Consider the following 23916-nt stretch of genomic DNA (forward strand, 5'->3'; position numbering starts at 1 on the left):
GCGCGCCCCACTCGAGCGACGGGTGGTCGTGCTGGGGGGGTGCGCTTTGGGGGGGGTCTAGCTTGGTCTTTTTTTGGGGGGGCCGCGCCCCCACGCCCCCGGCCGGGGGCGAGCCCCCGGACCCCCGGCCCGGTGGTCACCTTGTGTGGTGACGTCACCTGCCGTCGGGTTGTGATGCGTTAGGGACTACTGATCGAGGGTGTGCACTGCTTACGGTGCGGCAGTGGGCGGTCGACGGGAACCCGTCGACCGCCCACCGTTATCCGTGTCGTGCTGGTCAGCCGGGGATCTGTGCGCCGATCGCGCTGCCGACGCCCGCGCCGATGGCGCCACCGATGACGCCGCCGGCCACCGCGCCGGCTCCGACACCGACGATCGCCCCGACTGGGCAAACCGGTGCCGTGACCGCGCATGCGAAGGCGCCACCGGCTACGGCGCCGACTCCGACGCCGACGACCGTGCCGACGACGGCTCCGACCTGCCCACCGGCGAGGGCCTGGGTCTGACCGGCCGCGACGGTCTGAACCGGTTGTGGTTCAGGGGCATTGGGGGTGGCGGCTGCGGCGACCCCCGCGCCCGCCCCGGTGAGGGCTGCGGCGATGACGGCTGTGGCGGCAAACTTGCGGACCATAGTTGTACTCCTGGTGTCTAGCGAGGTGAGGAGCGTACCGCCGGATACGGGTGCAATGGAAACGATTGCGGCCCATCGCCATCGACAGCTGAGCGGTTCACCGCATTGCGCCGAGCCGGTTCGGTCGGCAAGTGGTCCGCGCGGTGGCGGCCGGGGGTGGTGCCGATGATGTTGGTGAAGGCGGTGATGAAGTTGCTCGGATTCGACCAGCCGCAGGCGTTGGCGACGCGGATGGTGTCGTGGCCGTCGGTGAGCAGGACGAGTGCGTGGTGGATGCGCAGTTGGGTGCGCCACTCGTAGAAGGTCATGCCGAGTTCGTCGTGGAACAGGCGGCTCAGCGTGCGTGCGCTGGCTCCGGTCTTACGCCCGAGCTCGGCCAATGATGTGTTGTCCCCGGGATTTTCGTGCAGCGCCCGCGCGATGGCCTGTAAACGGTCGTCGCGTGGCTGCGGCAGTTGTAGTGGCTGCTCATGGGCTTCGTGGAGTTCGTCGACGAGGACTCGATGCATGCGGGTGCGTGCCGCGCGATCGTAATCGCGTGTACCCGTGAGGGATAACAGGATTTCGCGGGCGAGTCCGGAGGCCAGGAATACGGCGGGCCGGTCCGGTACGAGCCGGGCCAGCGAGGCCGAAAGGAAGACGATCCGCATATCGGTATTGCCGTGCGCGCGGTGGTAGTGCAGGAAACCCGCTGGGGTCCAGGCGATTCGATTGGCGGGGACGATCGAGGTGCCGCGTTCGGTATTGACCGCCAATACGCCGCGGGCCGCGTACACCAGATGCCCGCGCGGATGCGAATGCATCGAACTCGTTCCCCCGGAGGGCCATAGGTGCGCGCCAGCGGACGGCAACAGCCGCGACGTCGGCCCGGGCGAGGGAGTTTGGCGGCCAATAGGCATAAGTTGGCATTCTATCGGTGGTCGGCCGCACCGGCTTCCGGCGACAGTTGACGCATGAACACAACGATGCGAGCGGCGGTCTGTGTACGGGCGGGTGGCCCGGAGGTGCTGGAGATCCGGGAGCTGCCGGTGCCCGCCGTGCGGGAAGGCTGGAGTCTGGTACAGGTGAAGGGCGCAGGCCTGAACCGGTCGGAGCTGCGGACCCGGCAGGGACATTCGCCGAATGTGCGGTTCCCGCGGGTGCTCGGGATCGAATGCGTCGGAATCGTCGCGGCCGCAACCGATCCCACCATGCCGGAGGGGACGGCCGTCGCGGCGGTGATGGGTGAGATGGGCCGCGAGTTCGACGGCGGCTACGCGGAATACGCGCTGCTGCCGAATTCGCTGCTGATGCCGGTCGCCACCACGCTGCCGTGGGATGTCTTGGCCGCACTGCCCGAGACGTACCTGACCGCGCGAGGTTCGTTGGACGCGTTGGGAATCGGTTCGGGCGACCGGCTGCTGATCCGCGGCGGGACCTCCTCGGTGGGTATGGCCGCCGCATCGATCGCGATCGGCCACGGCGTCGAGGTCGCCGTTACGACCCGGCAGCACAACAGGATCGCCGCGCTGACCGCGGCCGGGGTCGATCACGTGCTGATCGATGACGGCGGGCCGCTGGCCGCGAGCGTGCGCGCCGTATGGCCCGATGGCCCGGACCAGGTGCTGGATCTGGTCGGGGCGCGCACGGCGGTGGATTCGCTGCACCTGGTCCGCCGGGGCGGAACGGTGTGCGTATCGGGTTCATTGAGCGGTTGGCTGATCTCGGACTTCGAACCGATCGCGATGATCCCGTCCGGAACCAGGCTCACCACCTTCCACAGCAACGATCTCGCGGGCGGCACCGCCGTATTGCGGCGGATCGTCGACGAGGTCGAGGCGGGCGTCTATCGCCCCAACGTCGACCGCGTCTTCGGCCTGGACGACATCGCCGCGGCGCACGCATACATGGAGAACGACGCGGCCATCGGGAAAGTCGTGATGATGCCCTAGCCCAGCCAGGCCAGCGCCGCCGTCGCCATCGCGACGCAGCCGGTATCGAGCGTCGGCTGGATGAGCGGTGCGAAATTCGGGCTGTGGTTGGACGGAATATCCTGCGCCACACGACCTTTCGCGAACGCTTCGGCGAATGCCGCCGGGTCGGCCCCGCCGAAGAACCAGTAGACGATCGGCACGTCGATCGCGGTGGCGAGCGTCCCGGCGTCCTCGCTGGCCATGACCGGTGTCGGCAGCTCGAACACCTTGTCGCCCAACGCATCACGCAGGGCGGCCGCGGTTTTGGCGGTGGCGTCCGGATCGTTGTGCAGCACCGGGAACGAATCGATGACGATGATCTCCGGATCCTTCGGCGCGCCGGAGGCGGCGGCCTCGGCCTCGATGATCCTGCGGATCGCGTCGAGCATATGGGTGCGGGTATTCGCGTCGTAGGAGCGGACGTTGAGCAGTAGCTCGGCTTCGTCGGGAATGATGTTGGCCTTCGTACCCGCCCGGATCGAGCCGACGGTGACCACGGCGGGCTCGTTTCCGGCGACCTCCCTGGAACGCACGGTCTGCAGCCGCATGACGGTGGCGGCGGCCATGACCACCGGATCGATCGTGGTCTCCGGCCGCGAGCCGTGCCCGCCCCGGCCGAACAGCCGCACCTTCCACGCATCGGCCGCCGAGTAGGTGTCGCCCGCGCGATAGGCGACCGTACCCGCGGGAAACGGCCCGACATGTTGTGCCAGCACGATATCCGGCTTCGGGACGCGTTCGTAGAGGCCGTCGTCGACCATTGCCTGCGCGCCGCTGCCGACCTCCTCGGCGGGCTGGAACACCGCGACGACCGTGCCGGACCAGGTGTCCTTGTTTCGGTCGAGTATGCCGAGCGCGCCGAGCAGGCACACGATGTGCATATCGTGGCCGCAGGCGTGCATGACCGGAACCTCGTTGCCGTCCGGATCGGTTCCGGTCGCGGTGCTGGCGTATGGCAGCCCGGTTTGTTCCCGGACCGGCAGCGCGTCGATATCGGCGCGCAGCAGCACCACCGGGCCCGCCCCGTTCTCCAGCACGCCGACGACGCCGGTGCGGCCGACGCCGCCGATCACCCGCAGCCCCAGCGCCGTCAGCTGTTCGGCGATCTTGCCCGCCGTGCGCGTTTCGGCGAAGGACAGCTCGGGATGGGTGTGCAGATCCTTGTACAGGTGTTCCAGCGCCTCGCGTGCCTGCGGGTCGAGTTCCGCGGTCGAGCCCATGTGCATCCCCTTCGTCGCCGGATTCATCCCTTTCCCGGCCAACGCTAGCAGCGCGCGAGCCCGGCATCGACAGTGTGCTTTCGGCCCGTGCGTTCGGGACCAATGACCGGAGCGCCGGACCGCCGCGCATTTCTAATCTGCTGGTAATCGAATCGAAGGGATGCCGCCATGTCCGTCCGGACCACAGACGACCGGTCCGGATCTGCCTTGTCGCCTGTGGTGGTCGGGGTGGACGGCACCGAGGGTGCGCTGCCCGCCGTGCGCTGGGCGGCCGCCACGGCGGCGCGCGGCGGCCGGGAGTTGCTGATCACGCACGGTCTCGACCTGAGCGCGGTCCATGCCGCGCTCGGCAACTACGCCACGACAGCGCCCGCGCTCATCGCTGAATTACGTTCGCGTGGCGCCGAATTCGTTGCCGACGCGCGCCGAATCGCGTTGGCGGCGGCGCCGTCGATCGTGGTGCGCACCGAGGTTTCGGACGCGAAACCGGCCGAATTGCTGATCAGGTATTCCGCGGGCGCGCATCCGATAGTTCTCGGCGTGACACCCGGGATCGGAACGTTGCTGCATCTGGGCTCCACGCTGCTCGCCGTGGTTTCGCACGGCCATGGCGACATCGTGGTGGTGCGCGGCGCGATCGAACGCGACGGACCCGTCGTGGTCGGGGTCGACGGCAGCGCGGTCGGCGAGGTCGCCCTCGCGGCGGCCTTCCGCGAGGCGTCCGAGCGGCGGGCCGAACTGGTGGCCGTGCACATCTGGAGCGATGTCGACCTGGCCGAATTCTCCGGCTACTCCTTCCTCGACGTGCCGCCCGAGGCCATGGCGGACGCCGAAAAGTCCCTGCTGACAACGCGACTCACCGATTGGTGCGCGAAGTATCCGGAGGTGCGGGTGACGTGCGAGGTGTATCCGTTCGACGCCGCGCGCCGGCTGACGGAGTGGTCCGAGTCGGCGGGACTGCTCGTCGTCGGCAGCAGAGGGCGCGGCGGATTCCGCGGCATGCTGCTCGGCTCGACCAGCAATTCCCTTGTACAGCAAGCATTCTGCCCCGTCATGGTGGTGCACCCGGATTAGGAGTCAGGAAGATGTCGTATCCAACGGACCCGTTCGCCCATGCCGTACACACCGCGGAGGTGTGGCTGCGCCGGATCACCGACGATCTGGCCACCGAGGACCGCGCATTCGCCTACCGCGTACTGCGCGCCTGGTTGCACACCGTGCGCGACCGCCTGGAGGTGATCCCGGCCGCACACCTGAGCGCACAGCTGCCCGAACTGCTGCGCGGCGTCTATTTCGAGGGTTGGACGCCTGCCAAAGTACCTGTCTCGCACCATGCTTCGCTGTTCCTCGCCGACTTCGCCGCGGCCGCCGGCGTCACCGAGGACGAGGCGCAGGGCCTGGCCTGGCTGATCACCGACGCGCTGCGCGAGCTGTTCTCGCCCGGTCAACTCGACCATGTCGCCGCGGTGCTTCCGGCCGAACTCCGCGACATCCTCTTCGGCGTCAACGTCGGCCCGTTCGACGACCCGAGCTGACAGGGGCCCCGGCGGCCGTGCGGCAAAGGGAGATGTGTCATGTCTTATCAGGAAACGATTTTGGTGGCCTACGGCTCGAAACGCGGTGGAACGGCGGAGATCGCGCAGTGGATCGGCGACGCGTTGCGCGCCGCGCATATCGCGGCACAGGTGAAATCCGCTCGGGATGTGCACTCGCTCAACGGATACGGTGCGGTGATTCTCGGCGGCGCGCTGTACGCCGGGCGCTGGCATCGGCACAGTCGCGGCTTCGCCAGGCGCTTTGCCCGACAGCTGCGGGAGCGGCCGGTCTGGTTGTTCGGCAGTGGCCCGCTGGACAAATCGGCTGACCAGCCGAATCCCGGCCGAATTCCGGGCGCGGCCGCCGTCCGCAAGAACGCCGATCGCCTGAATGCGCGCGGCTACACCATTTTCGGCGGACGGCTCGAAAGCGACGCCCGCGGTTTTCCCGCCGCCGCGATGGCGAAGAAGCGCGCGGGCGATTACCGCGATCGGGATCGAATTCAGGCCTGGGCGAAGGAGATAGCGGTCGAGGTGGATCGCCGGGCGCGGTGATTCGCCTCGGCCAGTAGCACCTTACGGATTTTATCGTCCAGGGTGTCTATCGCCGCGCGCGGAGACAAGGCGTTGGTGACGGTCAGTGCCGGGAATTCGACACTGAACGCGAGATAGGCCGAGTCGTGCGGCGACCAGCATACGTCGAACCAGACGCCGAGCAGTTGGCGTTCGATCTCGTCGAGTAGAGCTCGGGAATGCCTCTTGCTGTTCATACATGCGACGTTGCCCGATGCGATGCGAAGGAAACGGATCGCGAAGACACTCTTTGGTTCCGAGTGCGTTCAGCCCAGGATGGGGAATCGGCGTTCGGCCGCCAATCGGTTCAACGCCTCTTGCATGACGCCGGTGATGTGCCGGTAACCGCGGTCGATGTCGAGTTCGGGGCCGAGGAGGGCGTGCAGGTCGATCGGCGGTAGGAATTCGACGACGACCTTGGTCGGCAACGGAATGTGTCCCGCGAGATCACCGATGTCAATACCCCACGGCAGCGCCAGCGAAATCGGGAAAACCTTCAGCCGCAACATCTTGTCCAGGCGCAGCGCCCGCGCCAAGCGGTCGCCGCGGGCCAGGATCAGTTCGCTCTCCTGCGCACCGATATTGACCATCGGCACGATCGGCACCCGCTCGGCCCACGCGAGCCGGAGAAATCCGGTGCGTCCGTTGAATTCGACCCGATCCTCCTCCCAGGTCGGCCGGTGCACCTCCCAATCGCCGCCCGGATACACCAGCACGACCGCGCCCGCGCGCAGCGCGTCGGCGGCGATCGCCGGCTCGGCCGCCACCGTGCCGAAGCGGCGCAGGAACGTGCCGACGAACGGATAGGCCATCACCAGATTGTGCGCGAGCTGGTAGAACGGCCGGTGCGGGCCGAAGCGGCGGACGAAGGCGAGGCTGCTGATCAGCACCTCCGGCGAGACATTGCCGCCGGAGTGGTTGCCCACCAACAGGACCGGCCCGTCGCTCGGAATGTTGTCGATACCGCGCACTTCGGCGCGAAAGTAGGTCCGGACCAGCAGCCAGGCCGGACCCGCTGTGCCGGAGATGAATTCGGGATCGCGGTCACCGAGATCGGCCGCGGGCACCAGCGACCGCACCTCCCCGGCCACCCAGTCGATGATGCCGTCGACCGAACGCGATGCCATCCGTCCGAGTCGATCCATTCCGCACGCCATGGTTTTCCGCGTACCCGTATCCATCGATTTCACCCGTGCGCCCGGCATATTCGATATGGGCGGCTCACGCGGTGGTGAGCGGCAGGCCGACCGGCTGATCGTTGTGCAGCCGGGCGATGGCGTCCGCCAGCAGCGGCGCGACCGAATACACCTCCATCGGTGCCGCCGAATCCTGTTGGGCGACAGTATCGGTGACCAGAACCCGGCGCACCGGCAAGTGCCGCAACCGTGCGGTCGCCGCAGGCAGCAGCGGGCCGTGGGTGGCGGCGACGACGATATCGGTCGCGTGGTAGTGCAGGGTGTGCACGGCCGCCTCGATCGTCGCGCCGGTGGCGATCATATCGTCGACGATGACGACGGGCCGGTGCTCCACCTGGCCGATCATCTCCAAAGCTTTTACCGTGGAACCGCTTTCGCGGAACTTGCGAACCAGCGCGACCGCGCCCGGCCGCCGGGACGCGTAGCGCTCGGCCAGTTCGGCCGCGCCCAGATCCGGCGCGACGATCACGGCGCGCTCGGATCGCGGAATGCCAGCGGCCGCGGAAAGTATTGGCGCCGCGGTCAATACGTCCACCGGACAGGGACAGATCGCCTCGAGCGCCGGAGTGTGCGGATCGACGACCACGAGCCGGTCCGCACCCGCACCCGCGATCGCCTCGGCGACCACCCTGGCGCCGAGCGCTCGGCCGGCGCCGGTGCGCCGGTCCTGGCGCGCGTAACTGAAATACGGGACCACCGCGGTGATCCGGGCGGCGCGGGCGCTGCGGCAGGCGTCGAGTAGTAGCAACAGCTCGACGAGATGGTCGTTGACCGGCGGCGAGGTCGGCTGGATCACGAATATGTCGCCGCCGCCGACGTGTTCGACCACCGGGCACAGCTCGCCATCCGGAAATCGTTCCAGCGCACCGGCGACCGGACCGGCCTCGAGCCGGTCGGCGATGGCGGCGGCCAGCTGCGGGTTGGCGCTTCCGGAAACGATATGCAGCGAGTTCATGGATCAAGCCTGCGCCGCTGCCGGGACGGGCGGCAGGTCCGGTTGTCGTCGGTTCCGGAGCCCTTGGTCCCGTGAGGTGTTCATCGCGTCGACGGCGGGGTGATCAGGCCGTAGTTCCCGTCGTAACGGTGATAGAGCACGCGGCCGCGGTTCGAGTCGCGGTCGCGGAAGAAGGCGAACGGCAGCCCGGTGAGCTCCAGCCGGACGATCGCGCCCTCCAGATCGAGTACCGGTGCGTGAACGAGGCTGACTGTGAACGGCACGGCGCCGCGGGTGACGCGATCGGGCGCGGGATCGACCTGCGCCAAACGGTATCGGCCGTCATCACCGCGGTAGAGCACGCTGTCGGAACCGCTGCCGGATTCGGTGAACAGGTGGAAGTCGTAGTCCAGCATCGACATTTCGAACGCGGCCTCGTCGCAGGTCTGCACGGCGGGCGCGTAGGACTTGTGCCGCACCACTTGTTGCCGGTCGGCCGAGCGCGGGAAATACGGCAGCCAGCGGCGCGAAATATCGCCATGCGGCCACTCGTTGCCGTTGTGTCTGGCTCCGCGCACGGCCCGGGCCATCCGGCCCTTCAGTCGATCCGCCAGCAGATCCACTGCCTCCCTTGTGGTTTCGGCCGCGACCTGGACTCTGACGTGGCGGCCGTCGAGATGCACGTTGGCCTGCGCCACAACGGGTCGCCGGACCGCGGGGTCGGCATGACCGGTCAGCCGGACGCGGGCCGACGTCACCGCTTCCGGCGCGTGCACCAATGCGGCGGAGACCTTTTCGCGCGCATAGTCCGCGCCCGCCGCCGAGACATGTCGGCCTACCGAGACCTGCGGGATCCACTTCGTCGTGCCATCCTTACCCACGTCGTCCACTGTCTCAGCGGGTTCCGGTCTCGATGGAGGGTCGAAGGTCGATTCGTGGCCGCCGTTCGACCCTGCCTGCGGTATGAAAATGTGAAAGATCTTGGGGCCGCGAATAATTGATGATCATTGGCGGTTCGAGCGAGATAATCTGCCAGCTGCGTCGAGCTCAGTCGACTGCGCGCGGCACGGTGCTCGATACCAGTTCGATGCCCGCGACGAACTCGCACGATATCCGGATCACCTGATCGTGCGGCAGTGGGATCAGGCGGCTCAGGAGGGCCTGGTAGTGCTCGATTTCGGCGGGATCGGTGACGGGGCCCGCCAGACCGGTCACCGTCACCAGCCAGCCGAGCCGGGTGGTGGGATCGATCTCGTCGGCCGCGTAGGTGACCACCTGTTCGTGGCCGCGCGGCAGGACGCCGCCGAGCTGACCGTGGATGACCACCCTGTCGTCGTCGACGAGGTGATACATCGGGCGCACGGCGGGTAACGCGTTCTCCGTGAACACCACCCGGCCGAACGGGGCGCCCGCGAGCCGGCGTAGCGACTCGGGCATGCTGAGCTCGTGCACACGGCGCAGCCCATTCTCTATCACCTACCGAGGGTTGCCGAAGATCTGCCGGGTAAACATCGACCTAAGTCCACGACAGCGGTGACCAAAGCCCTCGCGCTGACGCCGGTACCGTTGCTATTGTTTTCCGAGTCCAAAAGCGCGGCTCCGGATCTGGATGCCAGATGTTGGAGGCTTCGATGAGCAATTCTGCCGGTGGTAGGCGCGCCGCCGCGGACAGCTCCCCTTCGAACGGCGAGAAGCGGGTGACGCGTGTGTTTTTCGTCGAGCACGCGGATGCCGCCGACGTCCTGGGTCCCGAATTGACGCGTGATCTGCTCGAATCGGGGTTGCGGGCGCACGAGGTGCGCGAGTTGGTTTTCACCGCCGACGGCGTCGAACCGTGTGATGCCGAAAGGCCGGACCACCCGGGCTGACCGGCGCACGCCGAAATCCACTGCCGCGTCGAACTGTGCGGCAGTGGATTCCGCGGACTGCTAACCGAAGCGGTGACGTGCGGTGTCGGCGAGTTCGGTACCGCGACGGTCCGCGATATCGGCCCAGCGGTAACCGTATTCCTTTGCGGTGTCGGCCAATTCGGCACTGCGCTCGCGTGCGGTGTCGGCGCGGTTCTTGGCGGTTCGGGAGATCCGGGCGCCGCGGCGTCGCGCGGTATCGGCGATCTCGGCGCCGCGGTCCTTGATGGTGTCCGCGACGACCGGGCCGCGTTCTCGCGCGAGCTCGGCGAGGTGGGCGGCGACCTCGGCCCAGTGGGCACCGTATTCCTTTGCGGTGTCGGCGATTTCGGCGCCGCGCTCCTTGGCCGCCTCGGCGAGTTCCGGGCCGTGCTCGCGCACGGTGTCGGCGATTTCGGCGGCCTCGTCGCGCGCCCGCTCGGCCAGGGTGCGGCCGAGTTCGGCGGCGTCGTGCGCCCTGCGGCGGACAGCGCCCTCGTCGGGGGACAGTGCGCCGATCGGCAGCGTGGACGAAATCGTCTGTGCCGCATTGCGAGCCGCGCGCTTACCACGCCAGCCGAGCGACGGCTTGCCCTCGGTGTCGGCCGCGGCGATCATCAGTCCGCCGAGCAGCCCGGCGTCCTTCAGGAATGCCGAGCGTTTGGCGGTCCGGCGCTCCGGATCGTCCTCGGCCCAGAAATCCTGTTCGCTGACCAGCACCGGCACCACGGCCGCGGCCAGGATCAGCGCGCCGAATCGGGGCGCCTTCCCGAGCGCGAGGAGCACCCCGCCCGCGACCTGGCCCGCCGCGGTGATCCGCACCAGTTGGGTCGGGTCCGCGGGCATTTTGGTCGCGACCGAATCCGGCAATCTGCGCTGGCCCTGCTGTACCAGGGCGGCCGTACTCTTGGCGCGCGGTTCCGGATGGATCAGCGTATCCAACCCGTCGACGATGAAATTGGTCGCCAGCAGTGGACGGGCAATTCTGCGCAGCAGCATTTTCTACTCCATGGTGGGGTTGAACTCCGTAACGGTCAGTAATAGTGACGGCGACCGGCGATCGGGCTGCCCAGTGTGCCGATCAGCGCCAGCGCGGCGCCGATGACGAGCAGAATTATTCCGACGGTGGTCAGCAGCGGAATGCCGATCAGATATCCGACGATCAGCAAGACGAGTCCGAGAATGATCATTGTGCTTTTCCAAGTGTCTTCGTAGTTATTTCGACGGTGCGGCGTTCGCCGGCCGGGCCGGTGTCATCCTGCGCCGGGTTTCGCGGAGTTCGCGCCTGGTGGCAGCGTGCCCCCGGGCCGACCGCCAGGATCCGCCGAGCATGAGACTCAGCCCGAACATCCCGATCGCGCCGACCACGACACCGCTGAGGAACAGCATGCCGGTGGAGCCGCTGAAATGGTGCTGGAACACCGTGAAATCATTCGGTAGCGCATGTGCCGCACCGATATTCGCGCTCACCGCGGCAACTCCGACGACCACCGCGGCTATGAGTAGAAGCAATCCGATGACGATCATGGCAATCCTCATCCTTCCGGTCGGTGGAACCTATGGGACGGCAATGCCCGGTTCGTCGGCGGTCAAACCCGGCCGATTTATCCGGATTCGAAAAGCGAAAATTATCCGCGCAACGCGCCGAGGCCGGTGGCCGCGACGGCCGAACCGCTTGCGATGAGCCAACCCACCGGGCCGAGCGGGCGGCAGCCGAAGTAGGTGCACAGGCCCGGCGTCATCACGACGGTGACGAGTACCGCGCCGCTGGCCGCCGTCGTGGCCCAGACCAGCGGACTGTGCCGCGCGGCGACGAGCGTCTGACCGAGCTGGGTGCCGATCAGCGCGACAAGCCCGATGGTTTCGGCGCGCCGCCGCGTTCCGGTGTAGCGGCCGACGGTCCACGCGGCGGTCGCGCCCGCCGCGGTGGTCGCGCCGCGCAGCGCGATGGTGCGCAGCAGGTCGGCGCCGAGGTCGGCAGGTGGGCGGGCGGCGAGTTCGGCGGCCAGTCGTTCGGCGCGCACATGCTGATCCTCATCGGGGCCGCCGTCGTCGGGCTGCTGCTCGGACGAGAGCGCGACCGCCATCGCCGGGAACATATCGGTGAGCATGTTGACCAGCAGGAACTGCCGGGTACCCAGCGGCGCCTGGCCGGACAGCGCGGTGCCGAGCGCGGTGAAGGCCACCTCGCCCGCATTGCCGCCGACGAGCACGCCGACCGCGTCGCTCACCCGCTGCCACATCCCGCGGCCCTCGGCCAACGCGGACAGCAGCACCAGCGGATCCGGATCGGTGAGCACCAGGTCCGCCGCATTGCGTGCGGCCGCGGAACCCCTTGCGGCGAGCCCGATTCCGATATCGGCGGTGCGAATGGCCGCGGCGTCGTTGCCGCCGTCGCCCGCCATCGCCACCACATGTCCGGCCCGCTGCAGGGTGGCGACGATGCGGACCTTGTGCCGCGGGCTCACCCGCGCGAAAACCGCGCTGCGCTCGATGAGTTCGGCCTGCGCCGATTCGTCGAGCCGGTCCAGGTCCTGGCCGGTGGTGACGGTCGCGGTATCGATGCCGAGCTGCCTGGCGACGGCCGCCGCGGTGACCGGATGGTCCCCGGTGATGATCCTGGCCTCGATATTGTTGTGCCGCAACGCGGTGATCAGCGGCTCGGCCTGCGGGCGCGGGGTGTCGGCCAGGCCGATGAAGCCGAGCAGGGTGAGTTCCTCCACCGCGTCCTCGACATCGGCGGGTGCGGATTTCAGGTCGCGCCGGGCCACGACGAGCACCCGCAGGCCCGCCGCGGCGAGGTCGTAGACGAGTTGGTCTGCGCGTTCGCGTTCCGCGGCGGTGAACGGAATGTCCTCGGGCTCACCGGTATTGCGCCGCAGCCGGACGCAGCGATCGAGGATGACCTCGGGCGCGCCCTTGACGGCCAGCCGCAGCCTGCGCGCGGCCCGGCCGAGCGTCGCGGCGTAGCCGCGGTTGGATTCGAACGGCAACTCCTCCAACGGATCCCAGCGTTCGTCCGGCGGCAGGTGGTCGCGGGCCGCGTCGAGCACCGCGCGATCGGTCGCGTGCACGACCGGGCCGTCCGGATCCGGGTAGGCGCGGGCGGCGGCGCGCAAAAGGTCTTGGGCGCGTTCGGAATCGGCGTCGGCGGAGAATCGCTCGTCGAGATCGGCGAGCGCGGCCAGCCGCAGCCTGCCGTGGGTGAGGGTGCCGGTCTTGTCGAAACAGATGGTGTCCACCCGGCCCAGCGCCTCGACGGTCCGGCTGGCCCGCACCAGCACGCCGTGCCGGGACAGCCTGCGCGCGGCGGCCAGCTGCGCGATGGTGGCGACCAGCGGAAGTCCTTCCGGCACAGCGGCGGTCGCTACCGCGACACCGTCTGCCAGCGCGGCACGCAGCCGTTGGCCGCGCAGCCAGCCGAGCGCGGTGACGGCGCCACCGCCCGCCAGCGTCAGCGGCAATGCCTGGCCGGTGAGCCGGTGCAACTGCGCCTGTACCCCGCCGGGCGGCGGCGGGACGGCGCTGGCCGCGGCCCGCTGCGCCTCGGTATCGCGGCCGACCGCGACGACGACGGCGAGCGCGTCACCGTTGACGACGGTGCTGCCCTCGAACACCATGCAGGCCCGCTCGCCGAGTGGTGCGCCCGGCGTTGCGGCCGTTCGCTTTTCGACGGTGACCGATTCTCCGGTGAGTGCGGATTCGTCCAGTTCCAGATCCTCGACGGCGATGAGCCTGGCATCGGCGGGCACCACGTCACCCGCGCGCAGCGCGATCAAATCGCCGACCTGCAGCCGATCCGCGGGCATCCGCTGTTCCTCGACGGCGTCCGGGTCGACGGTCTCGGTCCGGCGCGGCACTCGCCGGCCGGTGACGGCCTCGCCCCGGATGAGTTGGCGCAGCGCGTTTTCCGCGCGCTGCCGTTGCAGTGCGGAGACCACCGCGTTGACCGAGATCACCGAGCCCACCAGTATGGCGTCGCTCGGCGCGCCGAGTATCGCGGAGGCGACGGCGCCGACGCCGAGCACCGGCGTCAGTGGATCGGCCAGCTCCTGACGGACGTGGGATGCGAAGTGCGCCAAGGGGGTCAGCGTGCGTCCGGCGCCGGCGCGGAGCCGGTCGAGCGGGCCCGCTTCGGGTTCGGTGACCGGTTCCGGCTCCGGCAGCCGCACCAGTACCTCGTCGGGAGCCAAACTGTGCCAAGGCAATAGCGGGGACAGCGGGCTCTCCGGCTCGGCATGCGCCGCTTGCCAGCCGGTGATCACCCCGGTGAGCAGACCCGCGGTCTGTGCGGCGGTGATCGGCAGCTGTTCGCGGTGGCGCTTCGGGGTGGCGGCCAGGAGCAGCCCGCCCAGCGCGCACGCGGACAGCGCGAGCACCCGCCCGCGCTCGCTGGCGTGCCTGGCCGGTGCGACGGCGGCGAGCACCCGCTGCACCTGGTCGAGGTCGGCGCAGACCGCGTCGGCGGTCCACGGCACCTGTACCGCGCCGTCCTCATCGGTGGTGACCACGCCGATTCCGGCGTCGGCGGCGGCCAGTGCCCGGTGTGCGTGCGTCGACAGCAGCGCGACCACCTTGCCGTCGCGCTGCAGTTCGCGCACGAGTTTGCGGCGCGAACGCGCGGCGGGCACGAATTCGTCCACGAGCGAACGCAATTCGTCGGTTGAGGAGTCGCCGGCGAGCACGATGCGCAATCCGGCCCGCCGGGCCGCGACCAGTACCGCCTGCGCCCGCCGGTCCAATTCGCGGCCGACCAGCACCCGACCCACCACCTGCGATTCGGCGGATAACCGGTGCCAGCGCGGCTCGGTGCCCCGCCCGGCTTCTTCCGGTACCAGCTCGAGCGAATCCGACTGTCCCGCATCGGATTCCGGTGCTCCGGTGGACCAGAGCAGGCGCTGTGCCGTGCTCCACACCTGACCGGTGCGCCAATCGTGGTGCACCGCTTCGGCATCCAGCACCAGCCTGCGTCGGCCGAGCAGCACCTCCCCGTCGAGCACCAGGGTGTCCAGCCGGTCGAGGCGGCGCCACAGCTCCGGATCGATGGTGACGACGCCCGCGATCGACAGCAGCGTCCCGGCCATGGCGGCGAAGCCCTCCCGGCTGGTGCGCGCCGCCTTCGGCGCGCCGAGACCGAGCGCGGATGCGGCGTCGCCGGGTCCGCGACCGGTGAGCGTGGCGACGGTGCCCAGCAGTGAGCCGAGCCCGGCCTCGTCCGCGCTGCGCTCCACCGGGCCGGGCGGCAGTTCGACCGGGCGCGGTTCGGCGGTCAGCGGTTCGGCGACGCGCGGGTTGCGCGCCCTGGCGAGTTCGGCCTCCCACTGCCGCCATCGGACGTGCCGGGCACCGGCTTCGGCCAGCACCAGTGCGCGCAGCCCGGCGTCCACCGCCAGGTTCGCCACACTCTCGCCCGCCGCCTGACCGATCGCGTTCGCGGTGGTGACCAGCAGGTCGGCCCGGGCGCGGCCGACCTGTTCCTCCAGCATGGTGCGCAGCCGCGGCTGCGTGTCGACCAGTGCGGCGGCCGCTTGGAACAGCTGCACCGGCGCACGGCCGGGCACCATCGCGCCCGCCGCCGCCAGACCCATCGCCGCCAGATCCCCGATCAGCGAGATCCCGGCCGAGAGCACCGGCTCCAGGTCGGCGGGATGGCTCGCGGTCGGATCCCATTCGAGATCGGTGACGCCGAGCTGCTGCTCGACCTCCTCGACCGCGGCCACCAGCTCCTCCGGTTCGATATCGCCCTCGGTCGCGGCGATCACGTGGCCGGTGATCGCGTTCACCCGCGACCAGCGCACCCCGGATACCGCGCGCAGGCGCCGTTCCACGGCGGTGGCCACCTCGGCGCCGCGGTCGGAGGTCAGCCCGCGCACCTCGACGAGGACGCGCTCGCCCATCGACGCGATGCGGCGGTCGCGGTGCAAGGTCGGGTCCAGCAGCGAGCCGAGATCGTGCCGGAGCTGACTGCCGATATCCGTCGCCGTTTCCAAATGCTCTGTGGCCGAATGTATTCCGGATTCGGCCAGCCGCACCGGCAGGGTGACGGCCGCGGCCGTCAAAGCCGCCGCGGTGCGGGTCAGATCTGTTCCGGTCCGGACCGCTCTGGCGGCGAGCCCGGTAATACTGCCGATCACGTACGCTCCCTGATTTCGGTTCGACGGCTTGTTGCGGAGTGGAACTACCCGGCGTTGGCGTGGGTAATCGGTGGTTGCCGATGTTTCTGCCCGGTCGGCCCGGGTAGGTCGGCGGTAGTGGTCGAGAAAGGCGCCGCTACCCGGCCGCACCATGCAAGGAGGACGAAATGACCGGCAGTCGTAGGGGATTCGCAGCGATGGATCCCGAGAAGCAGCGCAGGATCGCCAGCCAGGGCGGCAAGGCGAGCAGTGGCAGTTTCGACAACGATCCGGAGCGCGCCCGCGCGGCGGGCCGTAAGGGGGCTGCCGCCCAGCCGACCGAGGCGAAGCGGCGCGGTGGCGAGCACAGCCACCGGAACCGTTAGCGGTGCAATCGGATTGACGGGGAACGGCCGCGGTGGCCCGCCCCCGCGTCCGCTCTCTTTGCCGGGGAGCCGTGACACGGGTAACGAACCGTGACACACTAGAGCGAGGTTGAGACGACAGCCGACCCCAGTTCGAGACCGCAGTGATCCGGACGGACGGGCCGATCGGGTTGGAAAGCGCAACCGATTCCCGTCGTGGTCCATCACCCGGCTCCGTAGCTGGTAACCCCCCCGTTTTGGGAGGTTTGTCATGTCAGCAATCGCCGTTCTGCAGCGCCGCGTCGAAGAGTGGCGGGAGAACGCGCACCCGCCCGACGACAGGCCGCGCGCGCAACGCGAAGATCGGCGCAGGCACTGTGCGATCGTGCAGATCGAGGGTGAACTCGACGCCACCGCGGTCGCGGAGTTCCGTGACGCGCTGCACGAAGCGGTGCTGGCGAGCGCACACGTCGTCGTGGTCGACCTACGTCGGGCTCGATTCCTGAGCATCGGTTGCGCCGCCGAACTCGCCGCCGCTCGGGAACCCGCACTTCGGGCCGGTGTCGACCTGCGGGTCGTGGCCGGGCGCTCGGAAATCGAACGGGTGCTCGCGGTGACCGGTCTGCGTCGGCAGTTCGAGTACTACCCGACCTTGCAGGTGGCCGCCGAGAGTTGATCGGGAGACGGGATGGGAAGGCGGGTTTCACACCGGCCTTCCCATCCCGTCGTCCAGCGCCCGAATGGTGTTTCGGGGTGCGACGGGCGGGTATGCGGCTGACGGACGTTACCGAAGGAGGTTGATTGGTGGAAACTTCCCGTGCTGTTACCGCCGATACCGCTTCCGGCGATACCTACGCCCGGGTATCGCCGACACAGGTGTGTGGTCGATGATGACGAGACATCCAGTGAACGGCTCGACCGACCGGCGGATCCCGGCCGCGTGGTCGTCCGGGTCAGAACAGGCGGAAGTGATCATGGGCGAACGCATCTCGAAGTCACCGGCGACCACCTCGACCATCGGCATCCGCGTGCCCGCCGAGTTGGACCAATTGGTCATGTTGCGGGCCATCGCCGAAACCATCGCGCTCATCGGCGATTTCGCACTCGATGAGGTCACCGATATCCGGGTCGCGGTGGACGAGATCGCGACGGCGCTGGTGCGCGGCGCGACGCCCGATTCGGATCTCGAATGCGAATTCGGCTTCAACGCGCGCCGGATGACCGTGCGCATGCGCGCCACGGCCGGTGCGCACGATGTCATCGACGAGGGCGGCTTCGGCTGGCATGTCCTCAGGACCATCACCGAAACACTTGCGGTAGAGCGAGATCCGTTCGACAAGGCGGTCTCCGGATATCCGACCACCGTGATCTTCAGCCGGATACGGAGTGACGCCGATGACGGATGAACCGACCGCGTCGGTCGCCTCGCGTGCGGCCCGCGGCACCGACAGCTACGACAACATCGAGCCGATGTTCGAGAAGCTGGCCGGCTTCGACAGCGCCGATCCACAGCGAGCGGCGGTGCGCGCGCAACTGATCGGGCGATGTCTGCCGCTGGCCGAACATATCGCGCGCCGATTCGCCGGGCGCGGTGAGCTTTTCGACGATCTACTGCAGGTGGCCCGGCTTGGGCTGGTGCACGCGGTGGACCGCTTCGATGTCGAGCGCGGCTCGTCGTTCCTGTCGTATGCGGTGCCGACCATCATGGGCGAGGTGCGCAGGCATTTCCGCGACAGCACCTGGGGCGTGCGGGTTCCCCGGCGCACCAAGGAAATTCAACTCAGGATCGGTCCGACGGTGGAGGCGCTGGCCCAGCGGATCGGCCGATTGCCCAAGGCGCGCGAGATCGCGGCCGAACTGGATGTGGAAATCGAAGAGGTGACCCAGGCGCTCATCGCCGGCAACGCCTACCAGCTGGATTCGATCGATTCGGTGGCGGGCGGCGATATCGACAACGCGCCGCTGCCGGTGCTGGAGGTGCTCGGCAGCCCCGAACACGGCTACGAGCTGGTGGACCAGTTCGACGCGGTGCGCCCGCTGCTGGCCGAACTGCCCGACCGGGAACGGCGGGTACTCGTCATGCGATTCTTCGAATCGCGCACCCAATCCCAGATCGCCGAGGAATTGGGTATTTCGCAGATGCATGTTTCGCGGATTCTGTCGCGCACGCTCACCTGGTTGCGTGAAGAGGCGTTGCGCGACTGATTCGACGGCCGTTTCCCGGGTACGTCGAGTATGTCCGAAACACAAGCGCCGATATTTCGGAGGTAAATATCGTGTCCGAACACAAGAGTGGCCCCCGCGAAGGCGTCGAGGGTGTCGTCGAGGACGTGAAGGGCAAGGCCAAGGAGGCCGCCGGGACCGTCTTCGGCAACGACCAGCTGCGCCAAGAGGGAAAAACGCAGCAGGACAAGGCTTCCAGCCAGCGCGAGGCGGCGAAGAAGGAGGCCGAGGCGGAGCGTGAGCGCGCCGAGGCCGGCTTCGACGAGGCCAAGCAGCGCGGCTACCAGGACCGCCGGCAGTAATCCGGCGGTAGCACCCGATAGATAGCAGAATGGGGCGCCCGACATCGATGTCGGGCGCCCCATTTCGGTATGTTATTTCGGCACGAACACCCCGGTGAGGTCGGCGTTCTTTATCGGCGTATCGGGATTGCGCTGCGCCTGGCACATGAGATCCACGGTGGTGGTCGCGGTATCTATTTCCTGATCGGTCGGCGCGCGGCCGTTTCGCTGCTGTTCCAGGAATTTCGTCACGGTCACCCGCTTCTTGCCGGTGTCCTGGTTCACGTAATCGCTGCATTTGGTGTCGCCGCCCGGATTGATGGCCTTCTCGGCCGTGCCGCAGGCGCCGAGCAACAGTGCGGCGGTCAGTCCCAGTGCCGCCGTTGTCATGCGAAAGGCATTGTCGCGCATGGGAATACTCCTGTCAGCGGCCGAATCCGGCCAGGGCGTCGGCGAGTTCGCCGACCTGTAGTGCGCTCAGCGCCTGCCGCCGGATATCCGGACACATCTGGTCGGTGATGCGGTCGACGACGGTGCTGTCCTTGATCACCAAATCGTTCAGGCCGCCGTTGCGTGCCGCCCAATCGTGCACGGTGACATTGAAACTCACCTTGCCCAGGCCGGGTCCCTGGTTGCGCCAGTTACCCGTCTCCGGGCCGATCATGTCGCAGAGCTGCTTCTCGGCTTCCGGCGTCACCTGATCCAGGTTGATCCGGTCCTTGGTGGCCGACGGCGAGCTGAAGGTGATGCTGAAATCCGGATGCGTCGTCGGTGTTGCGGGCAGCGGATTCGAATTGTCGCCGCTGCCGCAGCCGGTGAGCACGGCGAGCAGGGCCAGCCCGCCGACCGCGGCGGCGCCGCGAACGGGGGACATCAGTGCCCGCCGGGGTCGGGCAGGTCGCCCGACTTCGCCTTGACCCTTCGGTGTTCGGCGAGCACGATCGCGGTGCCGCCGATCAGGCACACCACGGTGACGATGGCCGCGATCACGGCCCAGCCCGCGAATCCGTAGCCGGCCGCGGTGAGGGTGAGCGCGGCGGCCACGACGCCGACGAAGATCAGGATGATGCCCGGCCAATTCCGGCCATCCTCGATCAGTTCGCCCGCGTGACTGCGGTTCGTCCTGAAACGATCCGGAAATTCGGCGCGCGGCCGCCTCCTGGCGGCCGGATCCGATGAGACGGGTTCCGAGGAGGCCAGCGGGTCGGTGTGATGGCCGAGCGGGTCGGTTGGCTGAACAGGTCCGGGAAACATGGTTGCGTCCTCTCGGGTCGAGCGGATCTGCCGTGACAGCGGATACCCGGTGCGGGCCGATCCAATCAGCGGCGCGTCCGGGTGTAGCCCAGGTCGCTGCGGGTAACGCGATGCCGGAAGCTGTCGGACGAAAATGGCGAGGAGGTATCCGATGACAACCGCACGCGACCTGATGACCGAGGGCGTGAAGTGCGTTCGGTCCAGCGATTCCGTGGTGGACGCGGCCCGGCTGATGCGTGACCTGAATGTGGGTGCGCTGCCGATCTGCGGTGAGGACAACCGGCTCAAGGGCATGCTCACCGATCGCGACATCGTCGTGAAAGTCATTGCGGAGCGCAAAGATCCGACCGGTGTGCACGCCAGCGAACTGGCCGAGGGCACACCGGTCACCGTGCAGGTGGACGATGACGCCGGCCAGGTGCTGTCCACCATGAAACAGCATCAGGTGCGCCGGGTGCCGGTGCTGGACGGTAACGAGCTGGTCGGCATCGTGGCGCAGGCCGATGTGGCCAACGCGCTGGGCAACACCGATACCGGCGGCCTGGTCGAGGACATCTCCAAGAAGGGCTAATCGACTTGGGCCAGCGCGGGATTCAGGTCGTATACGGCGTATGCCGCGCGAATGACGGGCTGGGCGACATTGCGAACGCGAATGCCGCCCGGCGTCGTCCCGCGTTCGGCGCCCGCGTGCGCGTGCCCGTGCACCGCCAGATCCGCGCCGCCCTCGTCGACCACCTCGCCGAGCAGATAGGAGCCGAGGAACGGGTAGATTTCCCGCGGTTCGCCGTGCAACGTATCGCTGATGGGGGAGTAGTGGGTGAGCACCACCTTGACGTCGGTGTCCAGCGTCGCCAGCGCGGTACGTAGGGAATCGGCCAGATCGACGGTGTGCGAGGCGAATTCGCGCATCACCCGTTCGCCGAAGACGCTCGCGCACTTACCGGCGAAACCGCCGCCGAATCCCTTGGTGCCCGCGATGCCCAAGGTGCGGCCGTTCACCGGAATGGTGACGGCCGTACCCTCCAGCACCGTGATGCCGTGGTCGGTGAGCAGTGCGGCGATCTCGTCCGGCACGTCGCCGTGGTGGTCGTGGTTGCCGAGCACGGCTACCACCGGCACCCCGAGATCGGCGAATTCCGTTGCCACCACCCGTGCCTCGTCGACGGTGCCGCAGCGGGTGAGATCACCGGCCAGCAGCAGCGCGTCGGCTCGCTCGCGCAGATCGCGCAGGGCGGGACGGAATTGTCCGTGTGATTGCGCACCCAGGTGCACATCGCCGACGGCGGCTATTCGCATGGCAACTCCTCGACGCCGCCGGGCGGCACCGGCGGCGTGACATGCACGTCGTTGTGAATGCGTGCCTGCGGAAGCAGCTCGCGCACAACGGTTTCCATTTGTTCTCTGCGGTCGTCGCTGGTGACGTCGCCGCCGAGCACCACGACATCGCCGCGAATGGTCACCTGCACACCGAGTTCGGCGGTGCGCGGATCCTCGGCGAGTGCGCGGCGCAGATGCGCGACCAGATACTGCGGGCGGTCCATCACGACACCCGCGCGATCACGTCGAGATCTTCGAGTAGGCCGAGAAAGGCTCTGGCATAAGGTGATTCGCCGGTCTGGCGGCGCACCTCGGCCCAGTCGACCTGTTCGCGCACATCACGGGCGATGCGCAGCAGCGGGCTCAGATCCAGCCGGTGCGCGTCGAAGACGAGCAGTTTATCGATCATCAGATCGGTGGCGCTGACGACCGGCGCCACCGTGGCGCCGACCCGCATCACCTCGGCGCGGTCGAGCATTTCGTCGGTCACCTCGCGCTGGTTGGGTCGGTAGATCACATCGATCAGCGTCTCGCCGTCGTATGCCTTGGTCAGCCAATCCTCGGCGGCGTCGGCGACCCGCAGGCCGGAGCGGGCCAGCGCGCTGCGGGCCCGCCCGACGTCGTCGGGTTTTATGAACAAATCGACATCGTGTTCGGAGGCGGGGCCGCCGCGCGCGTACGCCGCGCAGCCGCCGGCCACCGCGAAGCGGATCTGCGCGTCCGTCAGCGCATTTGCCGCGCGGGTGAGCGCGTGCAGTAGTCGATCGATGGACGGGATCATGTGCGCGTGATACCCGGATCGATCCCGATTAATCGGCGGTGCAGCGGGTACGCGCGGCAGTACCGGAGCATCCGGTGCCGAAAGGAGGTGGTGCGAATGCCGAAAACTACCAGGACCGGAGAACCGAAGAAGTCGGAGTTGCCGAGCACCATCCAGCGCTCGGACGAGAAGGCGCAGCGCACATTCGCCGAGGTACACGATTCCGCACTGGATCAGTACGGCAGCGAGGAGCGGGCGCACCGGGTCGCCTTCAACGCGCTGAAGCACAGTTACGAGAAGGTCGGCGATCACTGGGAACCCAAGGAGAAGCGCGGACCGTCGGACGAGCGCGCGGAAAGCGGTGGCCCGAATCCCAAGGGGGAGAGCGCCGAGGGCGTCGACGCCAACGCGTCCAAGCGACATCTGCTGGACGTGGCGAAGCGGCTCGACATCACCGGCCGCTCGAAAATGACCAAGGACGAACTGATTTCGGCGATCGAGCGGCGCAACCGACAGGAGACGGCACACAGCAGGCCGGGCAAGCGGTGACGGTCGACGAACGTCACGAGACGGATACCGAACGGCTGGACCGCAATTGGGGCAGCCTCATTCAGGAGCTGCGCGTGGTGGAGACCGGGGTGCAGTTCCTGACCGGCTTTCTGCTGGTGCTGCCGTTCCAGACCGGATTCGCGGTGCTGTCGCATCCGCTGCGCCCGGTGTATCTGGTGACCGTCGGCGCATCGATCGGGGCGACGGTGTTCATCGTCGCGCCGGTGTCCTGGCATCGAATTCTGTTCCGCCGCCATCGATTAGGTCATGTGGTGAGTACCGCGCACCGCTGTGCGATGACCGGGCTCGCCCTGCTCGGCGTCGCGATGACGGGGGTGATCCTGCTCGTTTTCCACACCGTGCTCGGGACGGTGGCCGCGGTGATCGCCGGTGCGGTGGCGGCCGTGCTGTTCGCGGCCGTCTGGGTGATCATGCCGTGGCGCTGGCGCCGGACACCGCATTGAACACCTGACCGGGTCAGGTGTGAGGCACCGGCGCACGGGTACGCGCGACCTGTGGAACCGCAGGGGTTCCGGTCACCGAGGGAGGAGTTCCGACATGACCACAGAGCAGCGAGAAGACGTTGTCACGCTATTGCTCGCGCAGCATGAACAGATCAAGGGGCTCATCGAGCGGGTGGAGACCACGCAGGGTGAAGCCAAGCGTGAGGCGTTCGAGGATCTGGTCCGAATGCTCGCCATCCACGAGACCGCCGAGGAGGAGGTCGTGCATCCGGCGTCGCGGCGCGCGTCGGTCAGCGACAGCGTCGTCGACAGCAGGCTGCACGAGGAGAACGAGGCCAAGCACGTGCTGTCCGAGCTGTACGACATGGGTGTGCTGCACGAGGAATTCGACACCAAGTTCCGGACATTCGCGAATTCGGTTGTCGAGCACGCCGAAATGGAGGAGAAGGAGGAGTTCGGTCCGCTGGCCCAGCAGACATCCGCCGAGGAACGAAAGAAGCTGAGCGATGCGGTGCGGGTGGCCGAGGCCGTCGCACCGACCAGGCCGCATCCGCACGCGGGCGAATCCGCCGTCGCCAATATCATCGCGGGCCCGCCGCTGGCGCTGTTCGACCGGGTGCGCGACGCGGTGCGCGATTGGCGCAGGAAGACCGAGGAGTGAAC

32 protein-coding genes are annotated in these 23916 nt (G+C 68.2%); 14 read left to right on the plus strand and 18 right to left on the minus strand.

All coding sequences use genetic code 11. The features are described 5' to 3' along the window. Positions 1-277: 277 nt before the first annotated feature. The gene (locus tag LGY53_RS09495; protein WP_225726288.1) at positions 278-631 is read right to left on the minus strand and encodes a hypothetical protein; all 354 of its coding nucleotides are present in this window, start codon (positions 629-631) and stop codon (positions 278-280) included. A gap of 17 nt (positions 632-648) precedes the next feature. After that, a complete protein-coding gene (locus LGY53_RS09500) occupies positions 649-1434 on the minus strand; it encodes a helix-turn-helix domain-containing protein (RefSeq protein WP_225726289.1) in 786 nt (261 codons plus the stop codon). 150 nt (positions 1435-1584) lie between these two features. On the opposite strand from LGY53_RS09500, the gene LGY53_RS09505 reads away from it, so the two are divergent. Continuing rightward, the gene (locus tag LGY53_RS09505) at positions 1585-2562 is read left to right on the plus strand and encodes a zinc-binding dehydrogenase (RefSeq protein ID WP_225726290.1); all 978 of its coding nucleotides are present in this window, start codon (positions 1585-1587) and stop codon (positions 2560-2562) included. Here the strand turns inward: LGY53_RS09505 and LGY53_RS09510 are convergent. Continuing rightward, positions 2559-3803, minus strand: a complete 1245-nt coding sequence (locus tag LGY53_RS09510; protein WP_225726291.1) for an amidohydrolase — start codon at positions 3801-3803, stop codon at positions 2559-2561. The genes LGY53_RS09505 and LGY53_RS09510 overlap by 4 nt on opposite strands. 168 nt (positions 3804-3971) lie before the next feature. Between LGY53_RS09510 and LGY53_RS09515 the strand changes: the two genes are divergently transcribed. Genes LGY53_RS09515 through LGY53_RS09525 form a run of 3 tightly spaced genes read left to right on the plus strand, consistent with a single transcriptional unit; the run spans position 3972 to position 5893 of the window. Next, a complete protein-coding gene (locus tag LGY53_RS09515; protein ID WP_225726292.1) occupies positions 3972-4877 on the plus strand; it encodes a universal stress protein in 906 nt (301 codons plus the stop codon). Between the two features lie 11 nt (positions 4878-4888). After that, entirely contained in the window at positions 4889-5338 is a 450-nt protein-coding gene (locus LGY53_RS09520) for a DUF2267 domain-containing protein (protein WP_225726293.1), read from the plus strand. 39 nt (positions 5339-5377) lie between these two features. After that, positions 5378-5893, plus strand: a complete 516-nt coding sequence (locus LGY53_RS09525) for a flavodoxin domain-containing protein (RefSeq protein WP_225726294.1) — start codon at positions 5378-5380, stop codon at positions 5891-5893. Here LGY53_RS09525 and LGY53_RS09530 read toward each other — a convergent pair. From LGY53_RS09530 to LGY53_RS09550, 5 genes are all read right to left on the minus strand, one after another. Next, the gene (locus LGY53_RS09530; RefSeq protein WP_225726295.1) at positions 5842-6108 is read right to left on the minus strand and encodes a hypothetical protein; all 267 of its coding nucleotides are present in this window, start codon (positions 6106-6108) and stop codon (positions 5842-5844) included. The genes LGY53_RS09525 and LGY53_RS09530 overlap by 52 nt on opposite strands. Positions 6109-6177: 69 nt before the next feature. Then, entirely contained in the window at positions 6178-7038 is an 861-nt protein-coding gene (locus LGY53_RS09535; protein WP_225726296.1) for a 1-acyl-sn-glycerol-3-phosphate acyltransferase, read from the minus strand. 94 nt (positions 7039-7132) lie between these two features. Then, entirely contained in the window at positions 7133-8062 is a 930-nt protein-coding gene (locus tag LGY53_RS09540; protein ID WP_225726297.1) for a ribose-phosphate pyrophosphokinase, read from the minus strand. A gap of 80 nt (positions 8063-8142) precedes the next feature. After that, positions 8143-8922 carry an HPF/RaiA family ribosome-associated protein gene (locus LGY53_RS44105; RefSeq protein WP_225726298.1) on the minus strand — a complete coding sequence of 260 codons (780 nt, stop codon included), beginning with the start codon at positions 8920-8922 and terminating at the stop codon, positions 8143-8145. Between the two features lie 166 nt (positions 8923-9088). Next, positions 9089-9517, minus strand: coding sequence for a pyridoxamine 5'-phosphate oxidase family protein (locus tag LGY53_RS09550; protein WP_225726299.1), 429 nt, complete (start codon positions 9515-9517; stop codon positions 9089-9091). 155 nt (positions 9518-9672) lie between these two features. Here LGY53_RS09550 and LGY53_RS09555 point away from each other — a divergent pair, with 155 nt between their 5' ends. Beyond that, positions 9673-9909: a hypothetical protein gene (locus LGY53_RS09555; RefSeq protein ID WP_225726300.1), complete on the plus strand. Its 237-nt coding sequence runs from the start codon at positions 9673-9675 to the stop codon at positions 9907-9909. 60 nt (positions 9910-9969) lie between these two features. On the opposite strand, the gene LGY53_RS09560 is transcribed toward LGY53_RS09555, so the two are convergent. The 4 genes from LGY53_RS09560 to LGY53_RS09575 all read right to left on the minus strand — a co-directional run bounded on the left by LGY53_RS09560 (position 9970) and on the right by LGY53_RS09575 (position 16061). Further along, positions 9970-10926: a DoxX family protein gene (locus LGY53_RS09560; protein WP_225726301.1), complete on the minus strand. Its 957-nt coding sequence runs from the start codon at positions 10924-10926 to the stop codon at positions 9970-9972. 35 nt (positions 10927-10961) lie between these two features. Continuing rightward, positions 10962-11117, minus strand: coding sequence for a DUF6131 family protein (locus LGY53_RS09565; protein WP_167476851.1), 156 nt, complete (start codon positions 11115-11117; stop codon positions 10962-10964). Between the two features lie 25 nt (positions 11118-11142). Next, the gene (locus LGY53_RS09570; protein ID WP_225726302.1) at positions 11143-11454 is read right to left on the minus strand and encodes a hypothetical protein; all 312 of its coding nucleotides are present in this window, start codon (positions 11452-11454) and stop codon (positions 11143-11145) included. Positions 11455-11555: 101 nt separating this feature from the next. Next, on the minus strand, positions 11556-16061 hold the full coding sequence (locus LGY53_RS09575) for a cation-translocating P-type ATPase (RefSeq protein ID WP_225726303.1): 4506 nt from the start codon (positions 16059-16061) through the stop codon (positions 11556-11558). Positions 16062-16228: 167 nt separating this feature from the next. On the opposite strand from LGY53_RS09575, the gene LGY53_RS09580 reads away from it, so the two are divergent. From LGY53_RS09580 to LGY53_RS09600, 5 genes are all read left to right on the plus strand, one after another. Further along, positions 16229-16426 carry a KGG domain-containing protein gene (locus LGY53_RS09580; protein ID WP_225726304.1) on the plus strand — a complete coding sequence of 66 codons (198 nt, stop codon included), beginning with the start codon at positions 16229-16231 and terminating at the stop codon, positions 16424-16426. A 250-nt stretch (positions 16427-16676) separates the two neighbouring features. Next, positions 16677-17081: an STAS domain-containing protein gene (locus LGY53_RS09585; protein WP_225726305.1), complete on the plus strand. Its 405-nt coding sequence runs from the start codon at positions 16677-16679 to the stop codon at positions 17079-17081. Positions 17082-17379: 298 nt separating this feature from the next. Continuing rightward, positions 17380-17811 (plus strand): ATP-binding protein, encoded by a 432-nt coding sequence (locus LGY53_RS09590; RefSeq protein WP_225726306.1) that lies wholly within the window; start codon positions 17380-17382, stop codon positions 17809-17811. Further along, positions 17801-18610 carry an RNA polymerase sigma factor SigF gene (locus LGY53_RS09595; protein ID WP_225726307.1) on the plus strand — a complete coding sequence of 270 codons (810 nt, stop codon included), beginning with the start codon at positions 17801-17803 and terminating at the stop codon, positions 18608-18610. Before LGY53_RS09590 ends, LGY53_RS09595 begins: the two co-directional genes overlap by 11 nt. Positions 18611-18681: 71 nt before the next feature. Further along, positions 18682-18930, plus strand: coding sequence for a CsbD family protein (locus tag LGY53_RS09600; RefSeq protein ID WP_225726308.1), 249 nt, complete (start codon positions 18682-18684; stop codon positions 18928-18930). A gap of 72 nt (positions 18931-19002) precedes the next feature. On the opposite strand, the gene LGY53_RS09605 is transcribed toward LGY53_RS09600, so the two are convergent. Genes LGY53_RS09605 through LGY53_RS44380 form a run of 3 tightly spaced genes read right to left on the minus strand, consistent with a single transcriptional unit; the run spans position 19003 to position 20163 of the window. After that, positions 19003-19320, minus strand: coding sequence for a hypothetical protein (locus LGY53_RS09605; RefSeq protein ID WP_225726309.1), 318 nt, complete (start codon positions 19318-19320; stop codon positions 19003-19005). A 13-nt stretch (positions 19321-19333) separates the two neighbouring features. Continuing rightward, the gene (locus tag LGY53_RS09610; protein WP_225726310.1) at positions 19334-19783 is read right to left on the minus strand and encodes a hypothetical protein; all 450 of its coding nucleotides are present in this window, start codon (positions 19781-19783) and stop codon (positions 19334-19336) included. Then, a complete protein-coding gene (locus LGY53_RS44380; RefSeq protein WP_374111159.1) occupies positions 19783-20163 on the minus strand; it encodes a hypothetical protein in 381 nt (126 codons plus the stop codon). Before LGY53_RS44380 ends, LGY53_RS09610 begins: the two co-directional genes overlap by 1 nt. A 151-nt stretch (positions 20164-20314) precedes the next feature. Between LGY53_RS44380 and LGY53_RS09620 the strand changes: the two genes are divergently transcribed. Continuing rightward, the gene (locus tag LGY53_RS09620; RefSeq protein WP_225726311.1) at positions 20315-20734 is read left to right on the plus strand and encodes a CBS domain-containing protein; all 420 of its coding nucleotides are present in this window, start codon (positions 20315-20317) and stop codon (positions 20732-20734) included. Here the strand turns inward: LGY53_RS09620 and LGY53_RS09625 are convergent. Genes LGY53_RS09625 through LGY53_RS09635 form a run of 3 tightly spaced genes read right to left on the minus strand, consistent with a single transcriptional unit; the run spans position 20731 to position 22261 of the window. Further along, positions 20731-21459 (minus strand): metallophosphoesterase, encoded by a 729-nt coding sequence (locus tag LGY53_RS09625; protein ID WP_225726312.1) that lies wholly within the window; start codon positions 21457-21459, stop codon positions 20731-20733. The two genes, LGY53_RS09620 and LGY53_RS09625, sit on opposite strands and share 4 nt — an antisense overlap. Further along, entirely contained in the window at positions 21450-21704 is a 255-nt protein-coding gene (locus tag LGY53_RS09630; protein WP_225726313.1) for a BON domain-containing protein, read from the minus strand. The genes LGY53_RS09625 and LGY53_RS09630 overlap by 10 nt, the downstream gene beginning before the upstream one ends. Continuing rightward, a complete protein-coding gene (locus LGY53_RS09635) occupies positions 21704-22261 on the minus strand; it encodes a nucleotidyltransferase family protein (protein ID WP_225726314.1) in 558 nt (185 codons plus the stop codon). Before LGY53_RS09635 ends, LGY53_RS09630 begins: the two co-directional genes overlap by 1 nt. Positions 22262-22357: 96 nt before the next feature. Between LGY53_RS09635 and LGY53_RS09640 the strand changes: the two genes are divergently transcribed. From LGY53_RS09640 to LGY53_RS09650, 3 genes are all read left to right on the plus strand, one after another. Further along, positions 22358-22789 carry a ChaB family protein gene (locus tag LGY53_RS09640; RefSeq protein WP_225726315.1) on the plus strand — a complete coding sequence of 144 codons (432 nt, stop codon included), beginning with the start codon at positions 22358-22360 and terminating at the stop codon, positions 22787-22789. Next, positions 22786-23253: a DUF6328 family protein gene (locus LGY53_RS09645; RefSeq protein ID WP_225726316.1), complete on the plus strand. Its 468-nt coding sequence runs from the start codon at positions 22786-22788 to the stop codon at positions 23251-23253. Before LGY53_RS09640 ends, LGY53_RS09645 begins: the two co-directional genes overlap by 4 nt. A 94-nt stretch (positions 23254-23347) precedes the next feature. Then, on the plus strand, positions 23348-23914 hold the full coding sequence (locus LGY53_RS09650) for a hemerythrin domain-containing protein (RefSeq protein WP_225726317.1): 567 nt from the start codon (positions 23348-23350) through the stop codon (positions 23912-23914). The last annotated feature ends 2 nt before the right edge of the window (positions 23915-23916 follow it).

It is taken from the genome of Nocardia sp. JCM 34519.1, from assembly GCF_020361265.1.
Lineage (GTDB): Bacteria > Actinomycetota > Actinomycetes > Mycobacteriales > Mycobacteriaceae > Nocardia > Nocardia arthritidis_A.

Coding starts and splice junctions, on each gene's coding strand:
- LGY53_RS09595 (WP_225726307.1), top strand. CDS start 17,801: ATGACGGATGAACCGACCGCGTCGGTCGCCTCGCGTGCGGCCCGCGGC.
- LGY53_RS09535 (WP_225726296.1), bottom strand. CDS start 7,038: ATGGCATCGCGTTCGGTCGACGGCATCATCGACTGGGTGGCCGGGGAG.
- LGY53_RS09515 (WP_225726292.1), top strand. CDS start 3,972: ATGTCCGTCCGGACCACAGACGACCGGTCCGGATCTGCCTTGTCGCCT.
- LGY53_RS44380 (WP_374111159.1), bottom strand. CDS start 20,163: ATGTTTCCCGGACCTGTTCAGCCAACCGACCCGCTCGGCCATCACACC.
- LGY53_RS09505 (WP_225726290.1), top strand. CDS start 1,585: ATGAACACAACGATGCGAGCGGCGGTCTGTGTACGGGCGGGTGGCCCG.
- LGY53_RS09570 (WP_225726302.1), bottom strand. CDS start 11,454: ATGATCGTCATCGGATTGCTTCTACTCATAGCCGCGGTGGTCGTCGGA.
- LGY53_RS09555 (WP_225726300.1), top strand. CDS start 9,673: ATGAGCAATTCTGCCGGTGGTAGGCGCGCCGCCGCGGACAGCTCCCCT.
- LGY53_RS09560 (WP_225726301.1), bottom strand. CDS start 10,926: ATGCTGCTGCGCAGAATTGCCCGTCCACTGCTGGCGACCAATTTCATC.
- LGY53_RS09630 (WP_225726313.1), bottom strand. CDS start 21,704: ATGGACCGCCCGCAGTATCTGGTCGCGCATCTGCGCCGCGCACTCGCC.
- LGY53_RS09530 (WP_225726295.1), bottom strand. CDS start 6,108: ATGAACAGCAAGAGGCATTCCCGAGCTCTACTCGACGAGATCGAACGC.
- LGY53_RS09540 (WP_225726297.1), bottom strand. CDS start 8,062: ATGAACTCGCTGCATATCGTTTCCGGAAGCGCCAACCCGCAGCTGGCC.
- LGY53_RS09635 (WP_225726314.1), bottom strand. CDS start 22,261: ATGATCCCGTCCATCGATCGACTACTGCACGCGCTCACCCGCGCGGCA.
- LGY53_RS09500 (WP_225726289.1), bottom strand. CDS start 1,434: ATGCATTCGCATCCGCGCGGGCATCTGGTGTACGCGGCCCGCGGCGTA.
- LGY53_RS09605 (WP_225726309.1), bottom strand. CDS start 19,320: ATGCGCGACAATGCCTTTCGCATGACAACGGCGGCACTGGGACTGACC.
- LGY53_RS09565 (WP_167476851.1), bottom strand. CDS start 11,117: ATGATCATTCTCGGACTCGTCTTGCTGATCGTCGGATATCTGATCGGC.
- LGY53_RS09585 (WP_225726305.1), top strand. CDS start 16,677: ATGTCAGCAATCGCCGTTCTGCAGCGCCGCGTCGAAGAGTGGCGGGAG.
- LGY53_RS09590 (WP_225726306.1), top strand. CDS start 17,380: ATGGGCGAACGCATCTCGAAGTCACCGGCGACCACCTCGACCATCGGC.
- LGY53_RS09640 (WP_225726315.1), top strand. CDS start 22,358: ATGCCGAAAACTACCAGGACCGGAGAACCGAAGAAGTCGGAGTTGCCG.
- LGY53_RS09580 (WP_225726304.1), top strand. CDS start 16,229: ATGACCGGCAGTCGTAGGGGATTCGCAGCGATGGATCCCGAGAAGCAG.
- LGY53_RS09520 (WP_225726293.1), top strand. CDS start 4,889: ATGTCGTATCCAACGGACCCGTTCGCCCATGCCGTACACACCGCGGAG.
- LGY53_RS09510 (WP_225726291.1), bottom strand. CDS start 3,803: ATGGGCTCGACCGCGGAACTCGACCCGCAGGCACGCGAGGCGCTGGAA.
- LGY53_RS09525 (WP_225726294.1), top strand. CDS start 5,378: ATGTCTTATCAGGAAACGATTTTGGTGGCCTACGGCTCGAAACGCGGT.
- LGY53_RS09650 (WP_225726317.1), top strand. CDS start 23,348: ATGACCACAGAGCAGCGAGAAGACGTTGTCACGCTATTGCTCGCGCAG.
- LGY53_RS09610 (WP_225726310.1), bottom strand. CDS start 19,783: ATGTCCCCCGTTCGCGGCGCCGCCGCGGTCGGCGGGCTGGCCCTGCTC.
- LGY53_RS09620 (WP_225726311.1), top strand. CDS start 20,315: ATGACAACCGCACGCGACCTGATGACCGAGGGCGTGAAGTGCGTTCGG.
- LGY53_RS09625 (WP_225726312.1), bottom strand. CDS start 21,459: ATGCGAATAGCCGCCGTCGGCGATGTGCACCTGGGTGCGCAATCACAC.
- LGY53_RS09495 (WP_225726288.1), bottom strand. CDS start 631: ATGGTCCGCAAGTTTGCCGCCACAGCCGTCATCGCCGCAGCCCTCACC.